The organism is Bacillus sp. 17RED48 (assembly GCF_019837545.1).
GTDB lineage: Bacteria > Bacillota > Bacilli > Bacillales > Bacillaceae_G > Bacillus_A > Bacillus_A wiedmannii.
In genome coordinates, this window is sequence record NZ_JADAXG010000002.1 from 976,241 (window position 1) to 998,285 (window position 22,045).

The following is a 22,045-nucleotide window of genomic DNA, read 5'->3' on the forward strand; positions in this document are numbered from 1 at the left end:
TTCTTCTATTATAATGGAAAAGCAGTTTAACTAGGGGTTAAACTGCTGGATTGCTTCTTTTATATAGTTTTCTTCTTCAGTTGTGAAGAGCGTTGGGAATTCGGATAGTGGGAGGTTTGATTTTTGGATTATACTCTCTATATCACTTGGAGGTGTATCAAGATAGTTTGTTACCTCTTCTATTACATTGAAAAATTCCTTCAAGGTAACTTGAACGTCTTGATGACCCGGATCCTTCTCTTCTCCCTTATACTTTTTCAACTTCCCTATCACATCCATAAATCGCCGATCAAACTTTTCTTTTAATTCCTTATTACTATAAAACGCTTGAACACACTCATTTGAAAAGTGTTCCTCTAACCATTCTTTATTTTCTTTCTCCCATATAAAAGTTTGCAGAAAAGAAGAAAACAAAGCAACATCCACTCGTTCTTCCTTTTGAAACTTCTTCGTCATCTCATCCATATGCGAAAGTACCTTCGCAATTCTTTCTTGCTCCGCCAAAAGCATCTCTCTTTGAAAATGCATTTGTCTTAAAAATTCTTCTGTCTCTATATCACGCTGTAATATAATATTTTGAATTTCCCCAAGCGAAAAACCGAGATGCTTAAACGATTGAATTTGCTGCAGCACATACAAATCATCTTTCGTATATAACCGATGCCCGCCCTCAGTATAATCGCTCGGCTTTAATAAATTAATCTTGTCATAATAACGAAGCGTCCGCACCGTAACATCCCCAACACCTGCAAACTCACTAATCATCCACGCCATATCATCACCTACTCCGATAACTTCTCTTGCACATACTGAAGGATATGAGGAAAACTCATCTCATTCTGCCTACAATATTGAAACAAACCTACAGCAAGCAATACAAAAGGAACATTCCCTCTATAACGATTTTCATACTCGCTAATACCATCATAAAAGTACTCATACTTTCTTTTTCGTAAAATAATATAAATCGCAATAAACAACACCGCGACCATAATAAAAATTCGCTTTCCCCTTACCTCCACTTCTTGTTTCATCACCTATTCTCCTTCCACTACATACTTATCTTCTTTAAATAAAGGAATTCGAATGAAATAACGATATGGCTCGTCGCGTGTTACTTTCCACGCAACAATGATCACTTGAATTACCTCAAAGATAAATACAATCCAAAACAAAACATCACTAATACGCGAACTAATATTAAATAGAAAAAAGATTAATAAATGAAAGTTGAACGCCTTTCGGCAATGGTATTTGTACACCTCATTTTTACGTGCCAGTGTGATGTACATGAGTAGTGGCGAAAAAATTCCTATTGCGGCTGAGAGTAGTAGCATGATGATGGTGTTTCTTTTTTCTTTTGTGGTGGTTTTCATGAATGGTTTGGTCCCCCCTTTTTGATTTGTCTTCTTTAGGTTAGGGGGTGACGTTGGGGGAGATTCAAGCACCATTAATGGAAAATATTAAATTTCATATAATCGAGTTACTATTCTTGCCGAACGTTTGTATCTATTTTATAATAAAAAATATAAATTACGTACGTAAAGAATGGAGATGTAATGAATGGATTATGGTTTTAGCTATAACTTCCCCGCTTTACGTGGAAAGCAAGGTGGTAAGGAGTACTTTGTTGTAATGTGCCCTTTACGTTTAATTCCTAAGATTTTTCTATTTGACGAGGAAGAAATCCCTGCTGAACATCGTGCGCAAAGGATATTAAATAAAATTAGAATCCCAGAAATCACAAATTATATCATTGAGAATCAAAATGATTATGTTTTTTCATCCCTAACAGCATCTATAGATGGTGATATCGAATTCCAGCCATTTAGTTCCGATCAGTCGTTTCAAGATTTAGGACAACTTCGTATCTCTCTGGATTCTAAGTTCCTGATTAATGACGGACAACACCGAAGAGCAGCTATTGAAGAAGCGATTAAACTTTCACCAGAGTTAGGACATGAAACAATTTCAGTTGTGTTCTATCATGATCAAGGTTTAAGAAATTCCCAACAAATTTTCTCAGATCTTAATCGACACGCAGTTAATACAACTTCATCTATCGGTATTTTATATGATCATAGGGATAAGTTAGCATTAGTTACAAAAGAAATTGTAGAGGAAAACAATTTATTAGTTAGGTATACCGATAAAGAAAAAGTAAACCTATCAAAGAATTCACCAAAGATTCTAGCGCTCAATCATATTTTCAATACAAACCTTCGACTGCTAGGAAAAACAAAAGGTGACCTAATTACAGAAAATGAAGAAAAATTCTTAAAAGAATTCTGGAACATTCTTTGTGATACAATAGTCGAATGGAATTTAGTTTACAAAAAAGAACTAAGCCCCCGTGAACTCCGAATGAACTATATTGTTGGACATGGAGTATTTATTGAATCTGTCGGTTTAATCGGAAGATATGCTTTTGAAAACTATCCACATGATTGGAAAAAATACATTTCTCTACTATCCAATATCGATTATAGTCGTTCTAATACTTCGGATTGGCTAGGACGAGCTTTTAATACAAATGGTCGTATACAAAAGACAAAAGAAACTGTCACTTTAACTGCAAACAAACTAAAAGAAAAATTAGGCCTTCCTCTAACAGAAGGAGAACAAAAGATAGAAGAGAAATTCCAGTTAGGAGCATGATAATGTTAAATAATCTCATTACTGATTTAATAAATAATAAAAATGATTTTGTCTCTGATGCAAAAGAGCACATAAAAAAAGTTTATCGTGCTGACGACCGTCCTTGGGTTGTTGGTTATAGTGGTGGGAAAGATTCCACAGTTGTCGTTCAGCTTGTTTTTGAAGCTTTAAGTGAATTACCTACAGAACAATTACACAAGAAAGTATACGTAATCTCATCAGATACACTTGTAGAAACACCTCTCATTATTCAATCGATCAATGTTACGTTACATCGGATCCAAGAAGAAGCTTTAAAACGCGATCTTCCTATCGAAACACATAAAGTAAAGCCAAAACACGAACAATCATTTTGGGCTAATATTATTGGAAAAGGCTATCCATCACCAAACCAACAATTTCGCTGGTGTACAGATCGCTTAAAAATTGAACCAGCAAATGCGTTTATAATGGACAAAGTTTCTACGTTTGGCGAAGTAATTATGGTCCTTGGTGTACGCGAAAATGAAAGTGCTACTCGTGATAACGTTCTTAAATCCCATACTGTTGAGGGTAAAGATTTAATGCGCCATTCTACGTTAACAAATGCATATGTTTTTGCACCGATTAGACAATTTAGTTTAAATAACGTTTGGGACTACTTACTAGAGAATCCGTCTCCTTGGGGGAACGATAACCATGAATTAAATAAGCTTTATCAAGATTCAAGTAGTGGTGAATGCCCTCTTGTTGTCGATAAAACTGTTAAAGAAAGTGCAGGTTCATGTGGAAACAGTCGCTTTGGTTGTTGGGTATGTACAGTAGTAAATGAAGATAAAGCATTAAACGGCTTCATTCTTAGTGGATCCGATTGGATGAAGCCTTTATTAGAATTCAGAAATTGGTTAGCTGGAATTCGTGATGATAGAACATTTCGTATGAAATACCGTAAAGGTGGTCAAATTTACTTTAATCCGCTAAAAACTGAAGTAAAAGATGATACTGAATACGTAATCATTCCGAAAAAATCTAGTCGCCCTAAACAAATGATTAAATTAGAAGAATTTACAATTTTAGAAAGGGATGAACTAAAATCTTATTTAGCAATAAACAATATTGATTTAAGTTCTCCTGAGGATCCAAAAATTTTAGTAAAGCTTGATAATAATCAAATCGGACAGCTTGGTTTAGGTCCCTTTACACTGAACGCACGAAAAGAAATCTTACGCAGACTTCTTATTGTCCAAAGAGATTTACAACATCCTGAAGAAGAGGATTTTGAATTAATTAAAGAAGAAGAATTACGTGTTATTCGTCGTTACTGGTTAGAAAATGGTGATTGGGAAGATTCTTTACCTAGTATTTTTAAAGAAGTAATGGGATATGACCTAAATTGGGAGTATGATGATCGTCCATTATTTGATAATGAACAAATTACAGATTTAGAATCATTATGCAGCAAACACAACGTAGACTTTAAAGCATTAAAAAAACTTATATCACTTGAAAAAGATTTTTCTGGTTATAAAGTTCGTCGTGGATTAATGAATGAAATTGAAAAAGTACTAAAGCAAGACTACTTACATTTGTAGGGTGAGGTTAAATTTATGTTAATTGAACAACTAGAATTAGAAAATATAGGAGCATATACGGAAAGAAATACCTTTGATCTGTCTATCTCCTCCCCAAAAAAGAAAGTAATTTTAATAGGTGGAGAAAATGGTGCTGGGAAAACAACATTTTTAAATTCCATCAAACTAGGATTATTTGGCTGTTTTGGTTATGGCTATAAGACAGAGAATAATGATTACTATAAGCGCGTCCATGGATATTTAAATGCTTCTGCTCGTAAAGATGAGACAAATCCTTTTAGTATTACAATTACCTTTAGTGAAGTAGAAAATTACAAACGCCATGTTTATACATTCAAAAGATCTTGGAACATTTTAAACAGCGCCATAAAAGAAAAATTCACTATAAAAAAAGATGGTCATTATTTAAATGATGCTGAAAAAGATATTTTCGAATCAAGACTGAGAGAAAATTTCCCGCCTAAATTATTTGATCTATGCTTATTTGATGGCGAAGAAATTTCAAAAATAATAAATGAAAATAAATTATCCTCTTATTTAAAAGAATTATCTACTGTTATATTCAACTTAGATTTATTCCGAAATTTAGAAGGAGATTTAACTAATTATTTACAACAAGAAATTGATCAAAAACACCTTTCTTCTATAGAAAGTGAAATCATTACCCTTCAACGTCAAGAAAAAGAACAATCTGTAAACATTAAAGATCTCGAAGACACAATCAAAGCCGCTCAACAACAAATAGAAGAATCAAAAGAATCTTATTCTTTATTGAAAAAAGATTTTGAAACACACGGCGGTTTAATTAAAGAAGAACGAGAAACATTCAATAGACAAGTCTTAGAAATTGAGGCACATCGCAAAGCTAATTCTGAACAAGTCCGAGAATTTATTCAAACTCTTTTACCTTTCTACCTAAACAAAAACTTGTTACTAGCTACTAAAAATCAATTACAAAATGAAGAAAAACTATCATTAGCAAACCAATTAACTTCAGAGCTAACTGAGGAACGCACTCTTGAATTAGCTAAAAGTTTACCTGGAGTCTCATCTCCTAATGATTTAGCAGCGGAATTAAGAAAACAAATTTTCAATATTATTAAACCTAATGATGCGGATGTTGAGTATATCCATAGGGTTTCACCAACACAACGCACACAATTTGAAGTGGTGGCACAGCAAGTTGAAAAAGAATCTCATGACACATATATTCAATTGCTTCAAGAAAATAGAGAAAGCTTACTTCGAGCACAAGAGTTAAGAAAGAAAATTTCTACTAATGATTCTACAAATGAGTTTACACGAATGTTAGAAAATATGACTCAAACACAAGAGAAAATCTTTAAGTTGGAAAAAGAAGTAGAAGAAAACTTGAATATTTTAGAAACACGCCAAGAAACTTTAACAGCACTAAAAAATACAATTGATTCAAAACAGCATATTGTACAACAAAGCAATAAGACGAGAAATACATTCTTAATTGCCCAAAGCATTATGAAATTAAGTACAGAGTTCCAAATGTTACAACATCAAAAGAAACTACAACAAGTACAAATCGAGGCTACAAAAATGCTGAATAAACTAATGCGTAAGCATCAATATATTTCTTCTTTACGCATTGACTCTAGCACGTTTGAAGTAACTTTATATGATAATAATCGCGATCATGTGGCAAAAGAGACCTTATCAGCAGGTGAGAAAGAAATTCTCTTACTATCATTAATTTGGGCAATGTTCAAATGTTCTGGTCGTCGTGTTCCATTTATATTCGATACACTTCTAGGCCGTCTGGATCAAGCACATAAACATAATATTTTAGTAGATTTCATCCCTGCATGTGGTGAACAAGTCTTAATCTTGTCAACCAACTCTGAAGTTGATGAAAAACATTATAATTTATTGAAAAACTTTGTATCCCATGGATATTTATTAGAATTTGATACAGACCTACGAAAAGTGAATGTTACAGACCAATATTTCAACTTTAATAAGGAGCAAGAAAAATGAACTACCGTTTAAAGATTTCTAAAAGAGTATCAGATAAATTAAAAGAATTACAAGCTCCTACTAATTTAACGCCAAACATTTTAGCTCGTTTAGCAGTTGGATTATCTTTAACTGATCCAACTTCACCTGAGATTTCAATTGATAAAGAAACCGGCGGATTAGAAATCAATCGCCACACATTAACTGGAGAATATGATTTTATTTATAAATGTTTAATCACTCAGCATGCGGGACGTGAAGTGTCTGATACTGAATACTTCCCTACCCTATTCAACGCTCACTTAGAACGTGGAATTAACTTATTAGACAGCGAATATAAACATGCTGGAAACAACGAGAAATTCACAATGAACTTGCTAAAATACAGTAAGGAGTGATTCCTATGCTTTATCTTGATAATAGTGCCACAACACAACTATTACCTGAAGTTAAAGAAGCAATATTACCCTATTTACTTGAAGAATTCGGAAATCCTTCAAGTAAATATTATGGATTAGCCCAAAATGCTAAAGAAGCTGTCGAAACAGCAAGAAAACATGTAGCTCAATTATTAGGCTGTGAAACTGATGAAGTAATTTTTACTAGTGGTGCTACTGAAAGTAATAACTTTATTTTGAAAGGCATCACTCATTATCATAAAGATAAAGGCAATCACATTATTACTTCTAAAGTAGAACACCCTTCTATTATAGAAACTTGTAAATTTTTAGAAGAGAATGGCTATACGGTCACATATCTTGATGTAGATCGATATGGAAGAATCAATTTGGAAGAACTAACTAAAGCTATTCAAAAAGAAAAAACTCTTCTCGTTTCAATTATGTGGGGTAACAACGAACTTGGTTCTCTAAACCAAATAAACGAGATCGCAAAAATCTGTAAAGAGAATGAAGTATTCTTCCATACAGATGCTACACAAGTAGTTGGAAAAGTACAATTCTCTCTTTCAGACATAGACGGTATAAACTTTTTATCCTGCTCTTCTCATAAATTTCATGGTCCAAAAGGTGTTGGGGTAACCGTAATAGGTAAAGATAATTTAGGATTACCAATCCAAATTACCCCACTACTGCACGGTGGTGGTCAAGAACGTGATATACGTAGTGGCACACTACCTGTCCATAATATTGTTGGAATGGGAAAAGCTGCAGAAATCGCATATATTAATTTGGAACAAAACATTTATAAATTAGAGCAACTAGAGGTCAAATTAGCTGATATTCTAAAAACCAAATTTCAAAATCATCTTGAATTTAACAATGATATTCAAGATAAAATACCTGGAATATTAAGTGTTATATTTAAAGGTGTAAACAACGAAACACTTGTGAGAACCCTTTCTCCAGTAGCTGCTGTTTCTACTGGATCGGCTTGTAGCTCAAGTAAACCAAGTCATGTATTACAAGCTATCGGATTATCTATGGATGATTTACGTTCTACTATTAGGTTCTCACTTTCTTCTACTACTAGTTTAGAAGAGTTGGATGTTTTTAATAGTCTATAATATTCCACATCAAAAGAAGCGATTCTCTTAACGAATCGCTTCTTTTTAATCATTACTAAAAGGATTTTTACAAGCCAATACATAATTAATGTCATCTATATATCAGTGCCCTTTCCTAAAAGATGTTTATATGGATAAAATATTATAAATGTCTTTTAGGTTTTTCTTTTCTATGGACACTTCTTTTTCCATGCTTTTTAGAAAATCGAAATAATTATCTAAAGCATACCTTGGATTCTCCATTATTTTATCATATAAATATTCAAGCCCACCGGCTGCATATTCTTCATAAATTGTAATTTTCCGATCAAAAGCCTCATCATCTGTATTAATAATTGTAAGGTCTCCTGTTTCTGCTAAAGCAACAGCATTAATAACCGTTTCATCCGTTTCCGAATTAAAAACATTCCAATGTATTTGCTCCAGAGAACTAGTGAATGTTTTTCTTTTCTTATTCATAAATCCTACTATACCAGCTAACATAAATATATCTTTGAAACTGGAGAATATTCCTCCTAGTTCATCTCGATCTGTTAATACTTTATACATCTCTTCCTGATCTTTAGGCCTTCTAATTCTCCTACGGCTCATCTATTTTCAACCTCCTCAACCTCAGTAAACTCATACTGTTGTTCCTTATTAGTACGTGGATCATTGTAGACTAATCTATACTCTTTTCCTATTTTCCCACCCATTCTTTCCTCTACTTCTCCTTTCCATTGAGAAGTAGAAACAATAACAATTACCTGATTCGATAAATCTGGTATTCCCTTTGCTATTCTTTCGCGATGGTCAGAGTCTAATGCTCCAAATGGTGAGTCCATTACAATCGGATAAATCCCACCCTCTTCGAATTTACTTACACCATTTTGGTTGAACTGTTCTCTAGCAATATCCACAATAGCTCCTATAAAAGATAAACTAGTAATTTGTCTCTCTCCTTGAGACATACCAACTTTATTTCCATTATTATTTATAACATCTAACTTATAATCATCAGACAATTTTATGTTATAACCTTTTCTTAAAAAGTTAGAGTAAACTTTTGAAACTCGTTCTTGTAGCTGCTCTTTTACAATTTTCTCACGTAGCTTGTAAATCTCCATCATTGTAACAATTAATTCATCACACGCTTTAATTCTTCTTTCTGTTAATGCTGCCTTTTCTGCTTTTTGGTTTAGCTTTTCTCGCTCATTATTTTTCTGCTCTAGTTTTTCACTTGCTTCATTCAACTGATGCAAGATAACACCTAACTTCTTATACGTATCCTCTTTCTTTACAATTAGTTGTTCTCTTTTATTTTCAAGACTCACAATTTCTTCAGAGTCTTTATCCGAAATTTTATTCCCAATTTCTTCGATTTCTTCATTTAATAACCTTGCTCTCTGTTTTGCATTATATTCTTGTAATCGTAATTCATCCATGCCTTCAAATAATTGCCGTTTCCGATCCCGAGTTACTTTAATATCACTTTGAAATTCTGCAATAGCATGTTCCAAACTTACTGGTGCTAAGTAGTTTTTTGTGCCAATAACCTTATTATATTCCACAGCTCCCTCATTTAAATGTGTACCACATATACATTCCTTTTGTTCAATCAACTGATCAATAAATGACGCATTAATTCCTGTATAAGTATCTGTATTTAATTTTTTACTAGCTAGCAAATCTTTAGCCTTTTCTATTGCTAAAAAACTGAATGCTAAATACCCCTGTTTACTCATCAACTCCGCTAACTTTTTACGTGTACTCATAAGCAGCTCTTCTGTAGTATGTAATTCTTTATTTTTCAAATCACGCTGTTCCTGTAGATGTTTTGAATCTTCTATCTGCCTTAATCTTTCTTCCAGTTCCTTTATTTGTTTTTCTATTAATTTACAATACTGCTGAAACTCTTTCTCTTCTTCACTTAAATTTTCCTTTTCTTTATGTAATTTTTCAATTTCTTCAACTAGATTTACAGTTTCTATATCTCCATATTTTTTTAATTCTCCCAAAAACTTTTTCTTTGCTCCTTCTGTATGCGAAATAGAACGTTCTAAAATCTCTAATCCCATCATGGTTTTTATAGCTTCTTTTACCTCTTCAGTTCCAGATTCTTTTGATAAATTATCAATTCGTTCCCCGTCAAAGAAAAAATAGGACGAAAGTTGCTCAGGTAAAATTCTGTTAATCTCGATCCCAATATTAGCAATTTCAAGTTTTGATTGTCCACCATCTTTATACTCTAACTTTACCTCTGGTTCGGAATAACTAATATTATTAGCACTAACTCTTTTTGCTTTTACGCTTCTAGTAAGTGAATAATGTTTTTCATATCCGCCTAAGTCCTTCACTTTCTCTTTAAATTTAATAGTGACATAGGCATTCACTTCTTCATTTACTTTTAATTCATTTAAAGCATGCTCATTAATAACGTTACTCGAATTAGGCAAATTAAGTTTCCCGTATAAGCACCAACTGAATGCATTAAGGAGGGCCGTTTTCCCCGCACCATTTTCTCCATGAATAACTGTTACATTTCGAGTATTAGATTGTGAAAATTCAATAGTTTGTGAGTCATAATACTGTCTAAAGTTCCTTAAAGTAATAGAATCTAAAATCATGTTTTACTTCACCCTCTCTTTAACAATGTCTACTATACTATTAATAATTCCAGTTCCCTGTAAATTTTTCCGGTGCAAAATACTCTTTTCTGCCTGCAAAATTTCACTTAAAATTAGTACACGTTCTTGCGATAATTTACCCAGAATTACATCCACCTGTTCTTTTTCTTTAACCATATTATCCTCCTTATTATATATCTAATAAATTGTATGATTTTTTTATCTCTACTAATTGCTCATGTGCCTGTGAACTATTACGTGCCAAATTAGCAAATTCTACAAACCTTGTTAATTCACGTTTCACCATTTTTCGTTCTATATTAAAAACGCTTGGCTCCAAATATTCAATCTCATCAATCTCTCTTGGAATAACAATAAAATCATGAATATATGAATACCGCTTATTAGGGTGTTTTCTTAATACCCTTCCTCTCCTTTGAATAAACTCTCTTGGATTAGTACTACTAGCAAGAATATAAGCATTCTGGGTAGCTGGTACATCTACACCTTCATCTAAACATTTTATAGCTACAAGCGCTTGGAGCTCTCCTAATTCAAACCTTTTTAATAACTCTTGTCTCTGTAAACTATTTTCATTAGATGTAAATGTATGAGCTCTCATATCTAATTCATTCCCCAACAATTTCACAACTGCACTAACCTGTTTTTCGTTATCTATTGAGCTATCTCCACAGTATATAATATTATATTTAGATTCTTTATTTTCTCCTATCAATTCTTTTAATTTAATAAGTTTATTTCTTGCACTATTTAAAATCCTCGCTCTTTCAATCAATAATTTTTGTAATCCCTCATTGTCCTTTAAATCTAATTCTCCATTAGGACTATAAAATTTCGATAGTTTCCTTGTAATTTCATAGTATTTTTCATTTTCATCTATATCTAGATAAACCACATGAGGATAATAATAATATTCTGTTAAAAATTCTCCTATAGCTTTTTTTAAACCAAACTCAAAAACTACTTTTCCTCCGAAATATTTTAGCAACGCTCCAGTGCCTTCCTCATCATACCAACGATTAGGTGTTGCAGATAAAGCTAAACGATATGGGAAATGCTCTATAAGATTCATTCTATTATTAATAGCACCTAGATGATGGGCTTCATCCGCTACAAATACAACTTCTCCTTTTAATTGAGATAATAAATCTTGCATCGTCTTGCTTGAAAAAGTTTTATTTGTGGTTATTAAACAAAAATGATTAATAATACCATTTTTAAACGCACTAATATTGAACCTCAAATCCTCTTCCCATAAATTTCGAGATTGTTTCGCGATCAATGGGTTCATATTAAATTTTTTAATTTCTTTTACCCATTGATCTACTAAATGTGTATACGGACAAACTATAATCACCGCTAACCTGCTTGATAACGCTTTCCATAAGAATGATACCGCTGACAATGCCGTAATAGTTTTCCCTGTGCCCGTTGCCATCTCGAGTAGACCTTTACATTCGTTTTCAAACCAACTCTTTATAGCTTCCTTTTGATAATCTCTTATTGTATACTCTTTAGGAATATCGGGAAAATAGCAACGTTGATTATCTTCCTTAATAACAATATTAGACTGGATTTCTGGATCAACCTTCTTGATTGTATATTCTTTAAAGCTTAATAATTTTTCCTTAGCAGCTTGAGGAAAATCGATAACCTGAACTTTATTTGTTTTATTCTGCCATAACAAATCAAAATCTCTATCTTTTCTCTCTACTCTTATTAACTCGTTTTTGTTCCACGAGCAAAATACATCAATAGATTCAAAATTATTATATAGACCACCCTCTGTTTCATTAGCAGATCCGGAAAAAGCTATTTTATTTCCTTCTCCATCCTCCATAATACCGATTTTCTCATGATATAAACCATAGGTAGCGCTATTTGATAGAGTAGCAATTTTTATCTCTAACCTTGCACTTGCTATTAACCATGCTAAATAATTTAGTCGTTCTTTAACAACTAAATCTACTGGCTGATTTAAAGCTCTTAATAAGGATTCCTCTATCACTTCATTACGTGCTTTATATCCTGATTCGATCGCTTCAATATCCGCTTTTTCAAGATATGGTGAAGCAATCAAGTACATTTTTCCGTTATTACTAATCATCTCATTTAACCCTTTCCCTACAATAGCTAAAGAAGAACTCGTAAAATAACCTACTGCGCGCTTATATATCTTTGTCTGAGATAACGTAGGTACATAAAAATCATTTACAATATCTTGTTCTTCATCACCAGATCTATATTGATAGCTAATATCTAAATCTTTGAAATTCATATTTTTCCTCCCTTCTAAAGAAGAATTTTACTTACTAAATTTATTTAAATGCAGAATTATAATATGCTTTATGTTCTCTAATATATTTTATCAAAAATTATCCTTCTCCACTATCTGTTCAATCACCTCTTTTGCAATAAAAGTTAGGTAGTATATCACTTAACTTTTATTGAAATATGTTACAATTACATACAGGGTATCCCTATACTTCACGCTCATATTAAAGGTGGTAAAAATGAATAAATTAAAAGAACAAGAGCTAGAATTACTAGCAAAAATTTGTAAAGAAAATGAACTATCAACAAAACTAGCATACGACTTGCTACGTTCTGCAGAAAAATTTTCATATGAAAACACGAGTGAAAATCATAGAAAAAAAGATTACCTAGATTTAATTGATTTTTATGCAAAATAAAGTAAAGGTGACTACATAATGTTATTTAAAAAACTTATTTTTGATAATTATAAAACGTATTATGGGCATCAAGAAGTTGACTTCTATATCCCAAAAGAGGTACGTGAAGAAGGCGAAAAAAACATTATTTTATTAGGCGGCCTAAATGGGGCTGGAAAGACTACAATTTTAAAAGCAATTTTATATGTTCTATTCGGAAAAAGAGGGTTCTCACCTGCCGAACATAAGCGTGTATTTTCTAATGTTATTAACAATACCTTCTTCGATGAAGGTGGGAGAGATTGTTCTGTAACTCTTGCTATTGAAACGGATAAAAATGAAGAATGGACTCTTAAAGTTAAATGGGGATTTGATCACAACAAAAGGTTGATTAGTGAAAACCGTGATTTAACTGTAAAAAAACCTGGCGCAATGATTGGTAAAACTGTACGTATTGATAATATAGATACTTTTAACCGCTTTATGGATAAAATGATTCCATATCATGCTGCACCATTTTTCATTTTCGATGGTGAAGAAATTAAAGACATCATCTTACGACAAAATAGTGAGGAAATGAAAGAAGCTATTCACAAAATTACTGGAATGGAAACCTATAAATTATTACTATCTGACCTCTCTTCTATTAAGACTGGCATAGAGAAGAATTTAGCAAAAGCGGTTGATCAAAACAAAATAAAAAGTTTAGATGCTAATTTAAAAGAATACGAAGAGCAAATCCAACATTTAGAAAAACGAAAAGAATTTATCTCTTCTGAACGAAAGAAATTAGATGATCTAATCAATGAAGTAAAAAAAGAACGTAATGAAAAAATTACAACTAATTCTAAATCAAGAGAGGTTGTTGTAAAAAAACAATCTGCTCTAGAAACTGAATTACGTTTAGCAAAAGAGACATTTGAAAACTATTTTAATAGCAACGCTGTGAATATAATTTTAAAAGAAAAAACTAAAAAACTTCAGGAACAATTAAAATCAGAATATAATATTCGTCAGAAGAAAATAATACAAGATGCTTCTTTAATGCCTTATGAAAAATTTATGGATGAATTACTAAACCAACCATTCACTCCTCCCCTTTCAAATGAACAATTAAATCAACTCAAAGAAATTGGGAGAGAAATTTGGGTTAAGGAAAATAATATCGAAAAAGATATACCTGAAAATCACATAGATATTCACGACATTTCAAATAAAGACTATAACTACCTTGTAAATCTCCCAGCTAGAAATAATAGTTATGTTATAGATTTAATAAATAAAGTTGAAAAACTGAACCTTGAATTAGAGGCATTAGAGATTGAAATTAGAAATGCACCTGAAACGGTTGATATTAGTCAAGAAAATGAACGTATTGATATCCTAACAAAAAAATTAGGAGAACTTAACTTAAAATATAAATCAATTATTGCTAAGTTAAATAAAATTAAAGAACAAAGAACAACCGCTGTAAACCAGCTAACTCGCCTTTCTGATCAAGGTGCTGATTATGATGCTCTAAACAAACGATTAATTTATGTCAAAAAGTTGATCCATACCATGAATTCATATGTACATGAAATGACTAAATTGAAAGCAAGCTTTATTCGTGAAGAGTTTTCTTCAATGTTAAGTCGATTATTCCGTAAACAAGATGAATTTGGAAAAATTGAATTCGATATTTCAACGTATACAGTGCGATTGTACAACGATCGTAATCAAGAAATTAGTATTCAAGATCGATCTGCTGGTGAAATGCAAATGATTTCCTCGTCACTAATTTGGGCCCTAACAAAAGCCTCTGATTTAGCTCTTCCTATGGTAATCGATACACCACTAGGACGTTTGGATAGTTATCATAGAAATCATTTAATTAATCATTACTACAAAGAGCTTAGCGAGCAAGTAATTATCTTATCTACAGATACAGAAATTACCCAAGACTATATTAATTTCATGCAAGAGCATTCATATAAGCAATATATGCTTGATTATGACCAATCAAAGAAATATACAGTTATTCGGGATGGATATTTTGATTTTATAAAGGTGTGATATTATGGCAAACAGAAGAATGAACCTCTCAGGAACAGGTAAAGAAACGCTTGACCTACTCTGTGAAGTACTTGAGATTGATCGACCACAAGGTATAAAAATAGCATTAGCAAAAGGTATCGCTAACGCTACTGGAAAAATAAATGATGACTTTAAAGATGGAAAAACAAAATGGACAATCCCAGATAATATTATTAAAGATAAAGAGTTTTTACTTTTTAAACATTTAATTATTAATGAAATGCAAGTTACTTTAAATGAAGATGAAATCACGCAAAGCATGATCCTTTATATAGAATACGGGCTAAAGATCATCAAACAAGAAATAGACAATTTATCTTCATTAGAAGATTATCGAATTATTGTATTAAATTAAAAATAAAAGGAACCACCGAGGTGGTTCCTTTTTATATTCGCTTAGATAAAGATATAATATCAACCACCGTTACAGTTGGTTGAGACAATTCACCATTTACTTGTAACACAGGGCCATGTACAATACACTGACCTTTTTTCAATGTTGAAAGTCTATTCTCCCATTCTTTTTTCTCTGAAGAATCGTTAGATAGACTAGTGGCAATTGTAGAAATCTCTTGTTCTGGTGGCGCAAAATAAACCTTCTGTGAGGCATTTTGTAGCCTTGCTAATTCATCAGTAGCCAATTGAGATTTTAAAAATTGAGTTGCATACCATGCAGACCATCCAAATTTACGTCCTTCTTGTAAAATTCGTGCAGAAGGTGATTTTTCCGTATGATCAAGGTTTTGTGCTTCATCCATTATGACAGGCATTGGATTATTTTTATTTCCAAACCTTACAGAATAATTCCAAAGGTCCCATAAAATAAATTCTGTAATCATTAATTGAACATCTCGAGGGTATCCAGTCAACTGAATAATAAAAATCTCACCATTACTATCTACAATATCTTTCCAATTTATTGTATTTTCATGGCTAAATGGATTACGATCAATAAGTGGTCGTATTTGAGATAAAGCCGTCTTAGCATAGCTAGAACCATCTTCTTCTAAACATTCTCTAAGCTTTATTAAGCCCATATCTTCTCCGTATTTCTCTAATCCATTAAGAGTACCTTCATAAATTGCATTTAATTGCTGCACACCTAACGTGCTATATACAGCAGCAAATACACTCTTAATCCTTTCAGCAACATCCGTATTAGATTCTGGAAGTGTAATCCCTCCAATATCTCTTTCATTCTTTTGAAACGGATTTATTGGGAGTTGCTCACTATATACAATCTTTTGTTTTAACTTTGTACCCATTGCTTGTATAAATTCATCTTCTAATTGATTTGGTAAAAATCCTTCTGTATAGTCAATAACAATACTTGGAATGCCTTGCTTCGATTTTTCTAATAACAAGCATTGCATGAAATATGTCTTACCTTGTCCGGATTTACCAGATATCAGCAAATGTCTATTCGCCAATCCTTTATTACCATATTCCCAATAAATCTCTCTATTCGAGTTCTCTGCCTTCCCAATTAGAATTCGAGATTTTTCTAGTTTTTGTGGCTCTTTTTCTTTTATTTCTTCACGAACTTCTATTGTATTTTCGCTTTCCTCATTAGAATCGATAAATTCAGGCTGTTCTTCTACCTCTACATCAATCACCAATTCATTTTCTTCTGAGTTTGCACTTTTTTCTTCACTATATACACCTGCATATTTATAAGAAAGTAACTCTTCCTTTATAAAATCACCTTCTGTTTCTTGTATCCAATTCTTCATATCTTCCATTGGTTGTATAAGACCACTATATCCATCAAACTCTGGAAGGCTTAATAAGGTAATCCCTTCATCCAGTTTAGCACTTCTATGATAAGCGTCTCGCTGGAAGGATAAAATAGCTCCTTCACCAATCGATGATTCTATTCCATTTGAAATTATAAATTCATCTTTCAGCAGTTTTTCAACCACTTCATTATTCAATCCATAATTTTTCTCTTCCCAGAATCTACTTTTGAATATTTTATTAGCATTAGAAATATAAAGTTGAGCAAAGAAATTACGATAGAAACGGCTAGCAAAAGAATTAGTTGTTAATGCATCATTGATTAATTTCTTCGTATGCTTAACTTGTTTTCTTGCTTTTTCTAATACATCATTTTTATTAGCGCCAATTTTCACTTCGACAGGATAAAAATGCATCATTAAATCATTCTCTACTTGTTCTAAACCTATTAAAAGTAAATCATCGCTATGAACGCCATTTCTTCCTAAGTTTTTAGTTGTAAATATACCATCTGCTTTCTTTAAATTAACAGTACCAGCCACTCTTAAAACTTCTTCCAAGGAAATCGGTACCCATAAAATATCACGATGTTCAAAGTAAGCTAAAGAAAACTTTATAGCAGAAATGATACTCAACTTTTCTCTAGAGTAATGGCCCTTACTGCCAATAACACGAAGTAACCATTCACCATTAAAAGTATTGAATGCTTTAATAGTACTCTCTACATTTTCTTTTTTACTCTCTACTTGTTTTTCCTTTAAAAATTCCTCAATAACAAAATGATATTGTTGCGATTTATCCGTTACAGTAATAGCATCATACCTACTTGAAGATGAATATTGATCACTATAATGAATAACGACTAGATTTTGCTCGTAATCATTAAAGAACTCCAGATCGAAACTTGGGTCTACAAATGTTACCCAATAAGATGATTTGAAAATTTCTTCTAGAGTTTCTTCATCAGCACTCGTTGTTCTAGAGAAAATCGCTTCACCTTTTCGATACGTATTATTTCCACCATTATGAAGGTTTGCGCACAATTCATTAAAATAATACGTTGTTTGTGTTAAGAGATTCTCTTCCTCTACAGCATATGCTTTAACACCGAAACCACTCTTATAATTTTCATTACTCTTCATTGAAGGTACTGTAGTGTATAACCCCTCAATTGCCAAACCTGATAACATTTCATCCATAGATTGTAACGCATATCGCTCTTGCGCCTGCATTTTATAGAAAGAAATATGTGCATACTTATATTCTTCGCCTATTTCTTTTTTATAATAAACTAGCTTTTCACGAATAAATCGTAATATATCCTGAGATTCATGCTGCTGTTTTGCGCCTAAATTAATATTAAACTTTGTTTGGAACTCCTCTACTGATTCTATTCTTGAGAAATTATCAAATGCACTGTCCTGGCCCTCTTCTTTATAGAGGGTCACTTCAACAGCTTTTAAGCCTTCAGGCCCTTTTGATCTAATTCTTTCAAGCATCCAATTTACGATACCTCTAAAAGTTTCATGATCATTTTCAATATTAATTAAATTAATTTGCAACGGTGCCTTAGAGTACTCACTAAACAAATAGCCAAAGTGTCCTTCAAATTGCTGAATTTTATCCTCAATTACTTTTGCTAAATATTGATTAGCATCCGATACTGACACTTGATTAACTGGTTTAAAGTCCATCCACTCTAATGCGATATTCTGATTATCTGGTCTATACAATTGATCTCGCTCATTATAAATATATGGAACTAGTCCATCTGGTTTTAATCGCTGTAAAATACTATTATCTACTTCTTCATTTGAAAGTAAATTATTCAGTTTTAGTTGGAAAGCGACCATGACTGGATGAAATGGTGTAAATTTAATTACATTATTCCCCATAACTGTCCCTAACTTAAATAAATCTCGTCCGCGTTTGCCGGCCTCATGTCCTTCTTCAAAACTTTTAATCTCTTGTATAAAAGCATTCAGATATTCCTCTGCTCTTTTAACTAGCTCGTCACTGTAATAACATAAGCTTGGTATACCTTTTTTAATTTTAAAGTAAGTTAAAAATCTACTATAAGCTTCTCTTAATTCATCGCTAATGGACACTTCTTCAGGGACCAATGCATCAGATTCTACTACGGCACATCTAAGCCCATTTTCAATCCATTGATACTCCCACTCGAATAAGTTCTTATATTCCGGGCTTAAATAAAATTCCCTATTTCCAAAACGCAAACGATTATTTATCCATTCAAAATCTCTTTGCTGCTCACGCTTTAATTTCCAAATTCGCGCGCCATTAATTGGAGTAGATTCTGGTAACTCATTTTTCAATATAAATGGCATGATTGTTCCATTCTCCGTCAAGCGAATGTTAACTCTCATCTCTTCTTCATCATTATACGCTTCAGGTTGAGGGAGAATAGTAAGTTCATCATCTACGCTACAATCAATAGTTGCATTTTCCTCATAGACTTCCACTGAATTTTTGTTATAGCCTTGTCCAAATGAAAGCTCGTTATCTTCATGTTGAAGTTCAATTAGACCCTTATTAGGTGCAATCAAATATGTCGTTTTAAAAGCATCTAATACATATGGTTCAATTGGTAGTACAACAATAAATAATTCTACACCTAAATTTGATTTATCTTCATGCTTATAAGACAACCTAGCAAATGTAGGGTGGTTACCATCAGTTTTTATAACCGCACTAAGATTTATCTTCCCTACTGATACTTCTACATTTTTCTTAAAAGCTAAGGGTATTTTTACATATTTGTTCGATAAACTTTTAACATTTCCACCTTGAATTGAAAATGCAGCATTTAAATTTACTTCTTCTTTACCTTCTGGATTAAATATAACTAGGTGTCTTTTTCTTTCTCCTGATGCAGTCTCTTTTTGAGGCTTATCCCAAAAATACAATCCTTCTTTAACCGTTAGCTCTTTTAAATTAATTGATGCCTTTTTACGACCATCTATAAAATCCTTATGGAACCGATGAACATCAGCAAAATTAATTTCTTGCCAATCTTCTCGTTTTAATTTACTAGCTCCCTCAGGAGTAAACTTCTGCTCTAATTCCTCTGCTCCTAAACCAAAGTCATGAATTTTCCTAACAAATTCATATAATTCCCTATTCGTACTTAAACGTTCTTTTTGCTTATTCCCTTTAAAAGTAGCTAATTCTTCATCTTTAAAAACTGCAAATTTTTGATAGTCTTTATCTTCAATCGTGCCTTTTGCAAGCGTAGAGAAGATTTCTTCAAACTCAAAGAATGTAACTTGTTGGTGTGCTTGTTCTTGCTTAATCATCTCCATGTTTTCTATAAGGATAATTTGAGCAGTTTTATCTAACGTACTACTTTCAATTTCTTGCTTTAATCCCTTTACTATAGAATTTGGATGCAACGGCATTCCATCCTTTTGGAGGTCACTACTTCCACCTTGAATTGAATCCAACTGTTCTGAAACTACACTCAATAAAGCAGTGTCTTTCCATACACCTTTTTGTTCACCAACTTGATTTCGTAAAGTAACTAAGAAATCTGGTTTAACATTTTCATTTGTATAAGCAATAACAAGTTGAACATTTTGTATTTCAATTGAAAATGTTTTATACGCTTCACCTAATTCATGCTTATAAACAAATTGCTTAACATTCTCTTGCTCTTGGAATGCTTCTACTAAATTCTCTACATCCTCTACTTTATCCAGCTGTAAATAAAATCTATCCCCAGCTTTTATTGAGCGATTTTTAAAATCTCCCAGTAATAAATCACATATATAATTATAAAATTCGTTTGACATACTGTGCATCACCACTATCACTTTTTTTATCTAGAATATTATGAGAATCAAATAGCTCTATAATCATCTTTTTCGAATGACGATCAAAAGCCACTCCTCTTTTGGAAAATTCTTCAAACAAACGATTTAACGGCATTCTGTCTTCTTTTACACATACAGCTGTTAAAAGTAACAGCATTTCATGACTCATATTAAAGACAGCTCCAATGCTACCTCGATTTTTTAGAAAAGCATCTGCTCCTAAATCTTCAATGTTCTCCCCGAACTTTTTACAAGCGTCTGCATTTGTTCCCTCTCTTAAGCAACTAAACAATGTTTTAAAAGCCTCAGAAATATTTTCAGGCTCATCTTTAGGTGTTACTCGCTTCGCCCAAAGATCACTATACTTATTGATCCATTGTTTACAATCTGCTAAAAATTGCTCTGAAACATTTGGACCTTTTTCATCTATTAAATCTTTTAATGCTCTATAATTCATAAATTTAAAGCTTTTCTTTTCATCAACTAATTCATCCTGAAACTCGTTATGACTTAATTGAGACATCGTGTGCATGTGCACAAATAAATTAGGTGCTTTATCTTTTACTCTTCTAAACCCTTCTAAATCATCCGCAGCTTGTCTTCTCTTACTAATAGATTCCCATTCTAAAGCAAAATATAAAGGATTAGAATACGAATAATCAGCTTCATCAAATTGTTCAAACTTCACAACCAATTGACATACATACATAAAACTATAAAAATGCGTAAGTAATGGGAAAGATTTTAAGAAGTAATCTTTATATTGGCTCAAAAATAATAAATCTTCCTGATATGAATTTGCTAAAAACTCCATTAAAGGTTGATATTGCTTAACAGGCTCTTTAGTTGGAATATCTAATTTATTTAATATTAACTCTGTTAATATATCTTCACTTTCCTTATTGTCAAATACAGAACTAATACTAGCTTCATCATAAACGAGAACATCTTTTACAAATTGTCCGTATTTTAACAACTCATTCTTCTCAGGTGCAGCCATATAGTTAAATAAATATGGATGAATAGGTTTAATTTTATTATCTTGACCAAACAAATATTGGTTTAAAAAACGATCTAGATCATACTCCGCTTCCTGTGTATATTCAATTTCTCCCATAATTTGATCCACAAAAGGATTCCTAGAAGAAAATAGTTCTTCTTCACCTTTGTTCTTCTTTTCAGCCAGCTTTAAACCACAAATATTTCGAACATACTCCCCTAAAACTTCATTAAAGTTTCCACGAATAGCTTTCGTTCTCTTTGTAACAAAAGGAAAAATATCTACAACTTTACCAACATCATGCCTATCTTTTCCCAATAATTCTTCCAATTCTTCAATTTTTAGTAATGTATTCATCAA

Annotated in this window: 17 protein-coding genes; 8 read left to right on the forward strand and 9 right to left on the reverse strand. The window is 32.3% G+C overall.

The genetic code is table 11. The features are described from left to right. Positions 1–30 precede the first annotated feature (30 nt). From ILT06_RS11890 to ILT06_RS11900, 3 genes are read right to left on the reverse strand one after another with little or no spacing between them, the layout of a single operon-like run. Complete coding sequence (locus ILT06_RS11890; protein ID WP_222655117.1) at positions 31–774, reverse strand: MerR family transcriptional regulator; 744 nt, start codon at positions 772–774, stop codon at positions 31–33. Positions 775–782: 8 nt separating this feature from the next. Next, positions 783–1,034 carry a hypothetical protein gene (locus ILT06_RS11895; protein ID WP_222655118.1) on the reverse strand — a complete coding sequence of 84 codons (252 nt, stop codon included), beginning with the start codon at positions 1,032–1,034 and terminating at the stop codon, positions 783–785. 3 nt (positions 1,035–1,037) lie between these two features. After that, on the reverse strand, positions 1,038–1,376 hold the full coding sequence (locus ILT06_RS11900; protein WP_222655119.1) for a DUF4870 domain-containing protein: 339 nt from the start codon (positions 1,374–1,376) through the stop codon (positions 1,038–1,040). A 187-nt stretch (positions 1,377–1,563) separates the two neighbouring features. Here ILT06_RS11900 and dndB point away from each other — a divergent pair, with 187 nt between their 5' ends. From dndB to dndA, 5 genes are read left to right on the forward strand one after another with little or no spacing between them, the layout of a single operon-like run. Continuing rightward, positions 1,564–2,658, forward strand: a complete 1,095-nt coding sequence (gene dndB / locus ILT06_RS11905; RefSeq protein ID WP_222655120.1) for a DNA sulfur modification protein DndB — start codon at positions 1,564–1,566, stop codon at positions 2,656–2,658. Between the two features lie 2 nt (positions 2,659–2,660). After that, on the forward strand, positions 2,661–4,229 hold the full coding sequence (gene dndC, locus ILT06_RS11910; protein WP_222655121.1) for a DNA phosphorothioation system sulfurtransferase DndC: 1,569 nt from the start codon (positions 2,661–2,663) through the stop codon (positions 4,227–4,229). Positions 4,230–4,244: 15 nt separating this feature from the next. After that, a complete protein-coding gene (gene dndD / locus ILT06_RS11915) occupies positions 4,245–6,236 on the forward strand; it encodes a DNA sulfur modification protein DndD (protein WP_222655122.1) in 1,992 nt (663 codons plus the stop codon). Next, the gene (gene dndE, locus ILT06_RS11920) at positions 6,233–6,613 is read left to right on the forward strand and encodes a DNA sulfur modification protein DndE (RefSeq protein ID WP_001109534.1); all 381 of its coding nucleotides are present in this window, start codon (positions 6,233–6,235) and stop codon (positions 6,611–6,613) included. Before dndD (ILT06_RS11915) ends, dndE begins: the two co-directional genes overlap by 4 nt. Positions 6,614–6,618: 5 nt before the next feature. Beyond that, positions 6,619–7,740 carry a cysteine desulfurase DndA gene (dndA, locus tag ILT06_RS11925; RefSeq protein WP_000966081.1) on the forward strand — a complete coding sequence of 374 codons (1,122 nt, stop codon included), beginning with the start codon at positions 6,619–6,621 and terminating at the stop codon, positions 7,738–7,740. A gap of 126 nt (positions 7,741–7,866) precedes the next feature. Here dndA and ILT06_RS11930 read toward each other — a convergent pair whose 3' ends face one another. Genes ILT06_RS11930 through ILT06_RS11945 form a run of 4 tightly spaced genes read right to left on the reverse strand, consistent with a single transcriptional unit; the run spans position 7,867 to position 12,645 of the window. Beyond that, positions 7,867–8,331 carry a DNA phosphorothioation-associated protein 4 gene (locus ILT06_RS11930; RefSeq protein WP_000091210.1) on the reverse strand — a complete coding sequence of 155 codons (465 nt, stop codon included), beginning with the start codon at positions 8,329–8,331 and terminating at the stop codon, positions 7,867–7,869. Next, a complete protein-coding gene (locus ILT06_RS11935; RefSeq protein WP_222655123.1) occupies positions 8,328–10,346 on the reverse strand; it encodes an AAA family ATPase in 2,019 nt (672 codons plus the stop codon). Before ILT06_RS11935 ends, ILT06_RS11930 begins: the two co-directional genes overlap by 4 nt. A gap of 3 nt (positions 10,347–10,349) precedes the next feature. Continuing rightward, positions 10,350–10,523 (reverse strand): hypothetical protein, encoded by a 174-nt coding sequence (locus ILT06_RS11940; RefSeq protein WP_002203413.1) that lies wholly within the window; start codon positions 10,521–10,523, stop codon positions 10,350–10,352. 13 nt (positions 10,524–10,536) lie between these two features. Further along, positions 10,537–12,645 carry a DEAD/DEAH box helicase family protein gene (locus tag ILT06_RS11945; protein ID WP_222655124.1) on the reverse strand — a complete coding sequence of 703 codons (2,109 nt, stop codon included), beginning with the start codon at positions 12,643–12,645 and terminating at the stop codon, positions 10,537–10,539. Between the two features lie 235 nt (positions 12,646–12,880). Here ILT06_RS11945 and ILT06_RS11950 point away from each other — a divergent pair, with 235 nt between their 5' ends. From ILT06_RS11950 to ILT06_RS11960, 3 genes are read left to right on the forward strand one after another with little or no spacing between them, the layout of a single operon-like run. Continuing rightward, on the forward strand, positions 12,881–13,060 hold the full coding sequence (locus tag ILT06_RS11950) for a DNA modification system-associated small protein (RefSeq protein ID WP_001037504.1): 180 nt from the start codon (positions 12,881–12,883) through the stop codon (positions 13,058–13,060). A gap of 18 nt (positions 13,061–13,078) precedes the next feature. Further along, positions 13,079–15,094: a DNA sulfur modification protein DndD gene (gene dndD, locus ILT06_RS11955; RefSeq protein WP_000897698.1), complete on the forward strand. Its 2,016-nt coding sequence runs from the start codon at positions 13,079–13,081 to the stop codon at positions 15,092–15,094. A 4-nt stretch (positions 15,095–15,098) separates the two neighbouring features. Continuing rightward, positions 15,099–15,470, forward strand: coding sequence for a hypothetical protein (locus tag ILT06_RS11960; protein WP_000013617.1), 372 nt, complete (start codon positions 15,099–15,101; stop codon positions 15,468–15,470). Between the two features lie 31 nt (positions 15,471–15,501). On the opposite strand, the gene dptH is transcribed toward ILT06_RS11960, so the two are convergent. After that, positions 15,502–20,664 carry a DNA phosphorothioation-dependent restriction protein DptH gene (dptH, locus tag ILT06_RS11965; protein ID WP_222655125.1) on the reverse strand — a complete coding sequence of 1,721 codons (5,163 nt, stop codon included), beginning with the start codon at positions 20,662–20,664 and terminating at the stop codon, positions 15,502–15,504. Further along, positions 20,645–22,042 carry a DNA phosphorothioation-dependent restriction protein DptG gene (gene dptG / locus ILT06_RS11970; protein ID WP_001094290.1) on the reverse strand — a complete coding sequence of 466 codons (1,398 nt, stop codon included), beginning with the start codon at positions 22,040–22,042 and terminating at the stop codon, positions 20,645–20,647. The genes dptH and dptG overlap by 20 nt, the downstream gene beginning before the upstream one ends. Positions 22,043–22,045 lie beyond the last annotated feature (3 nt).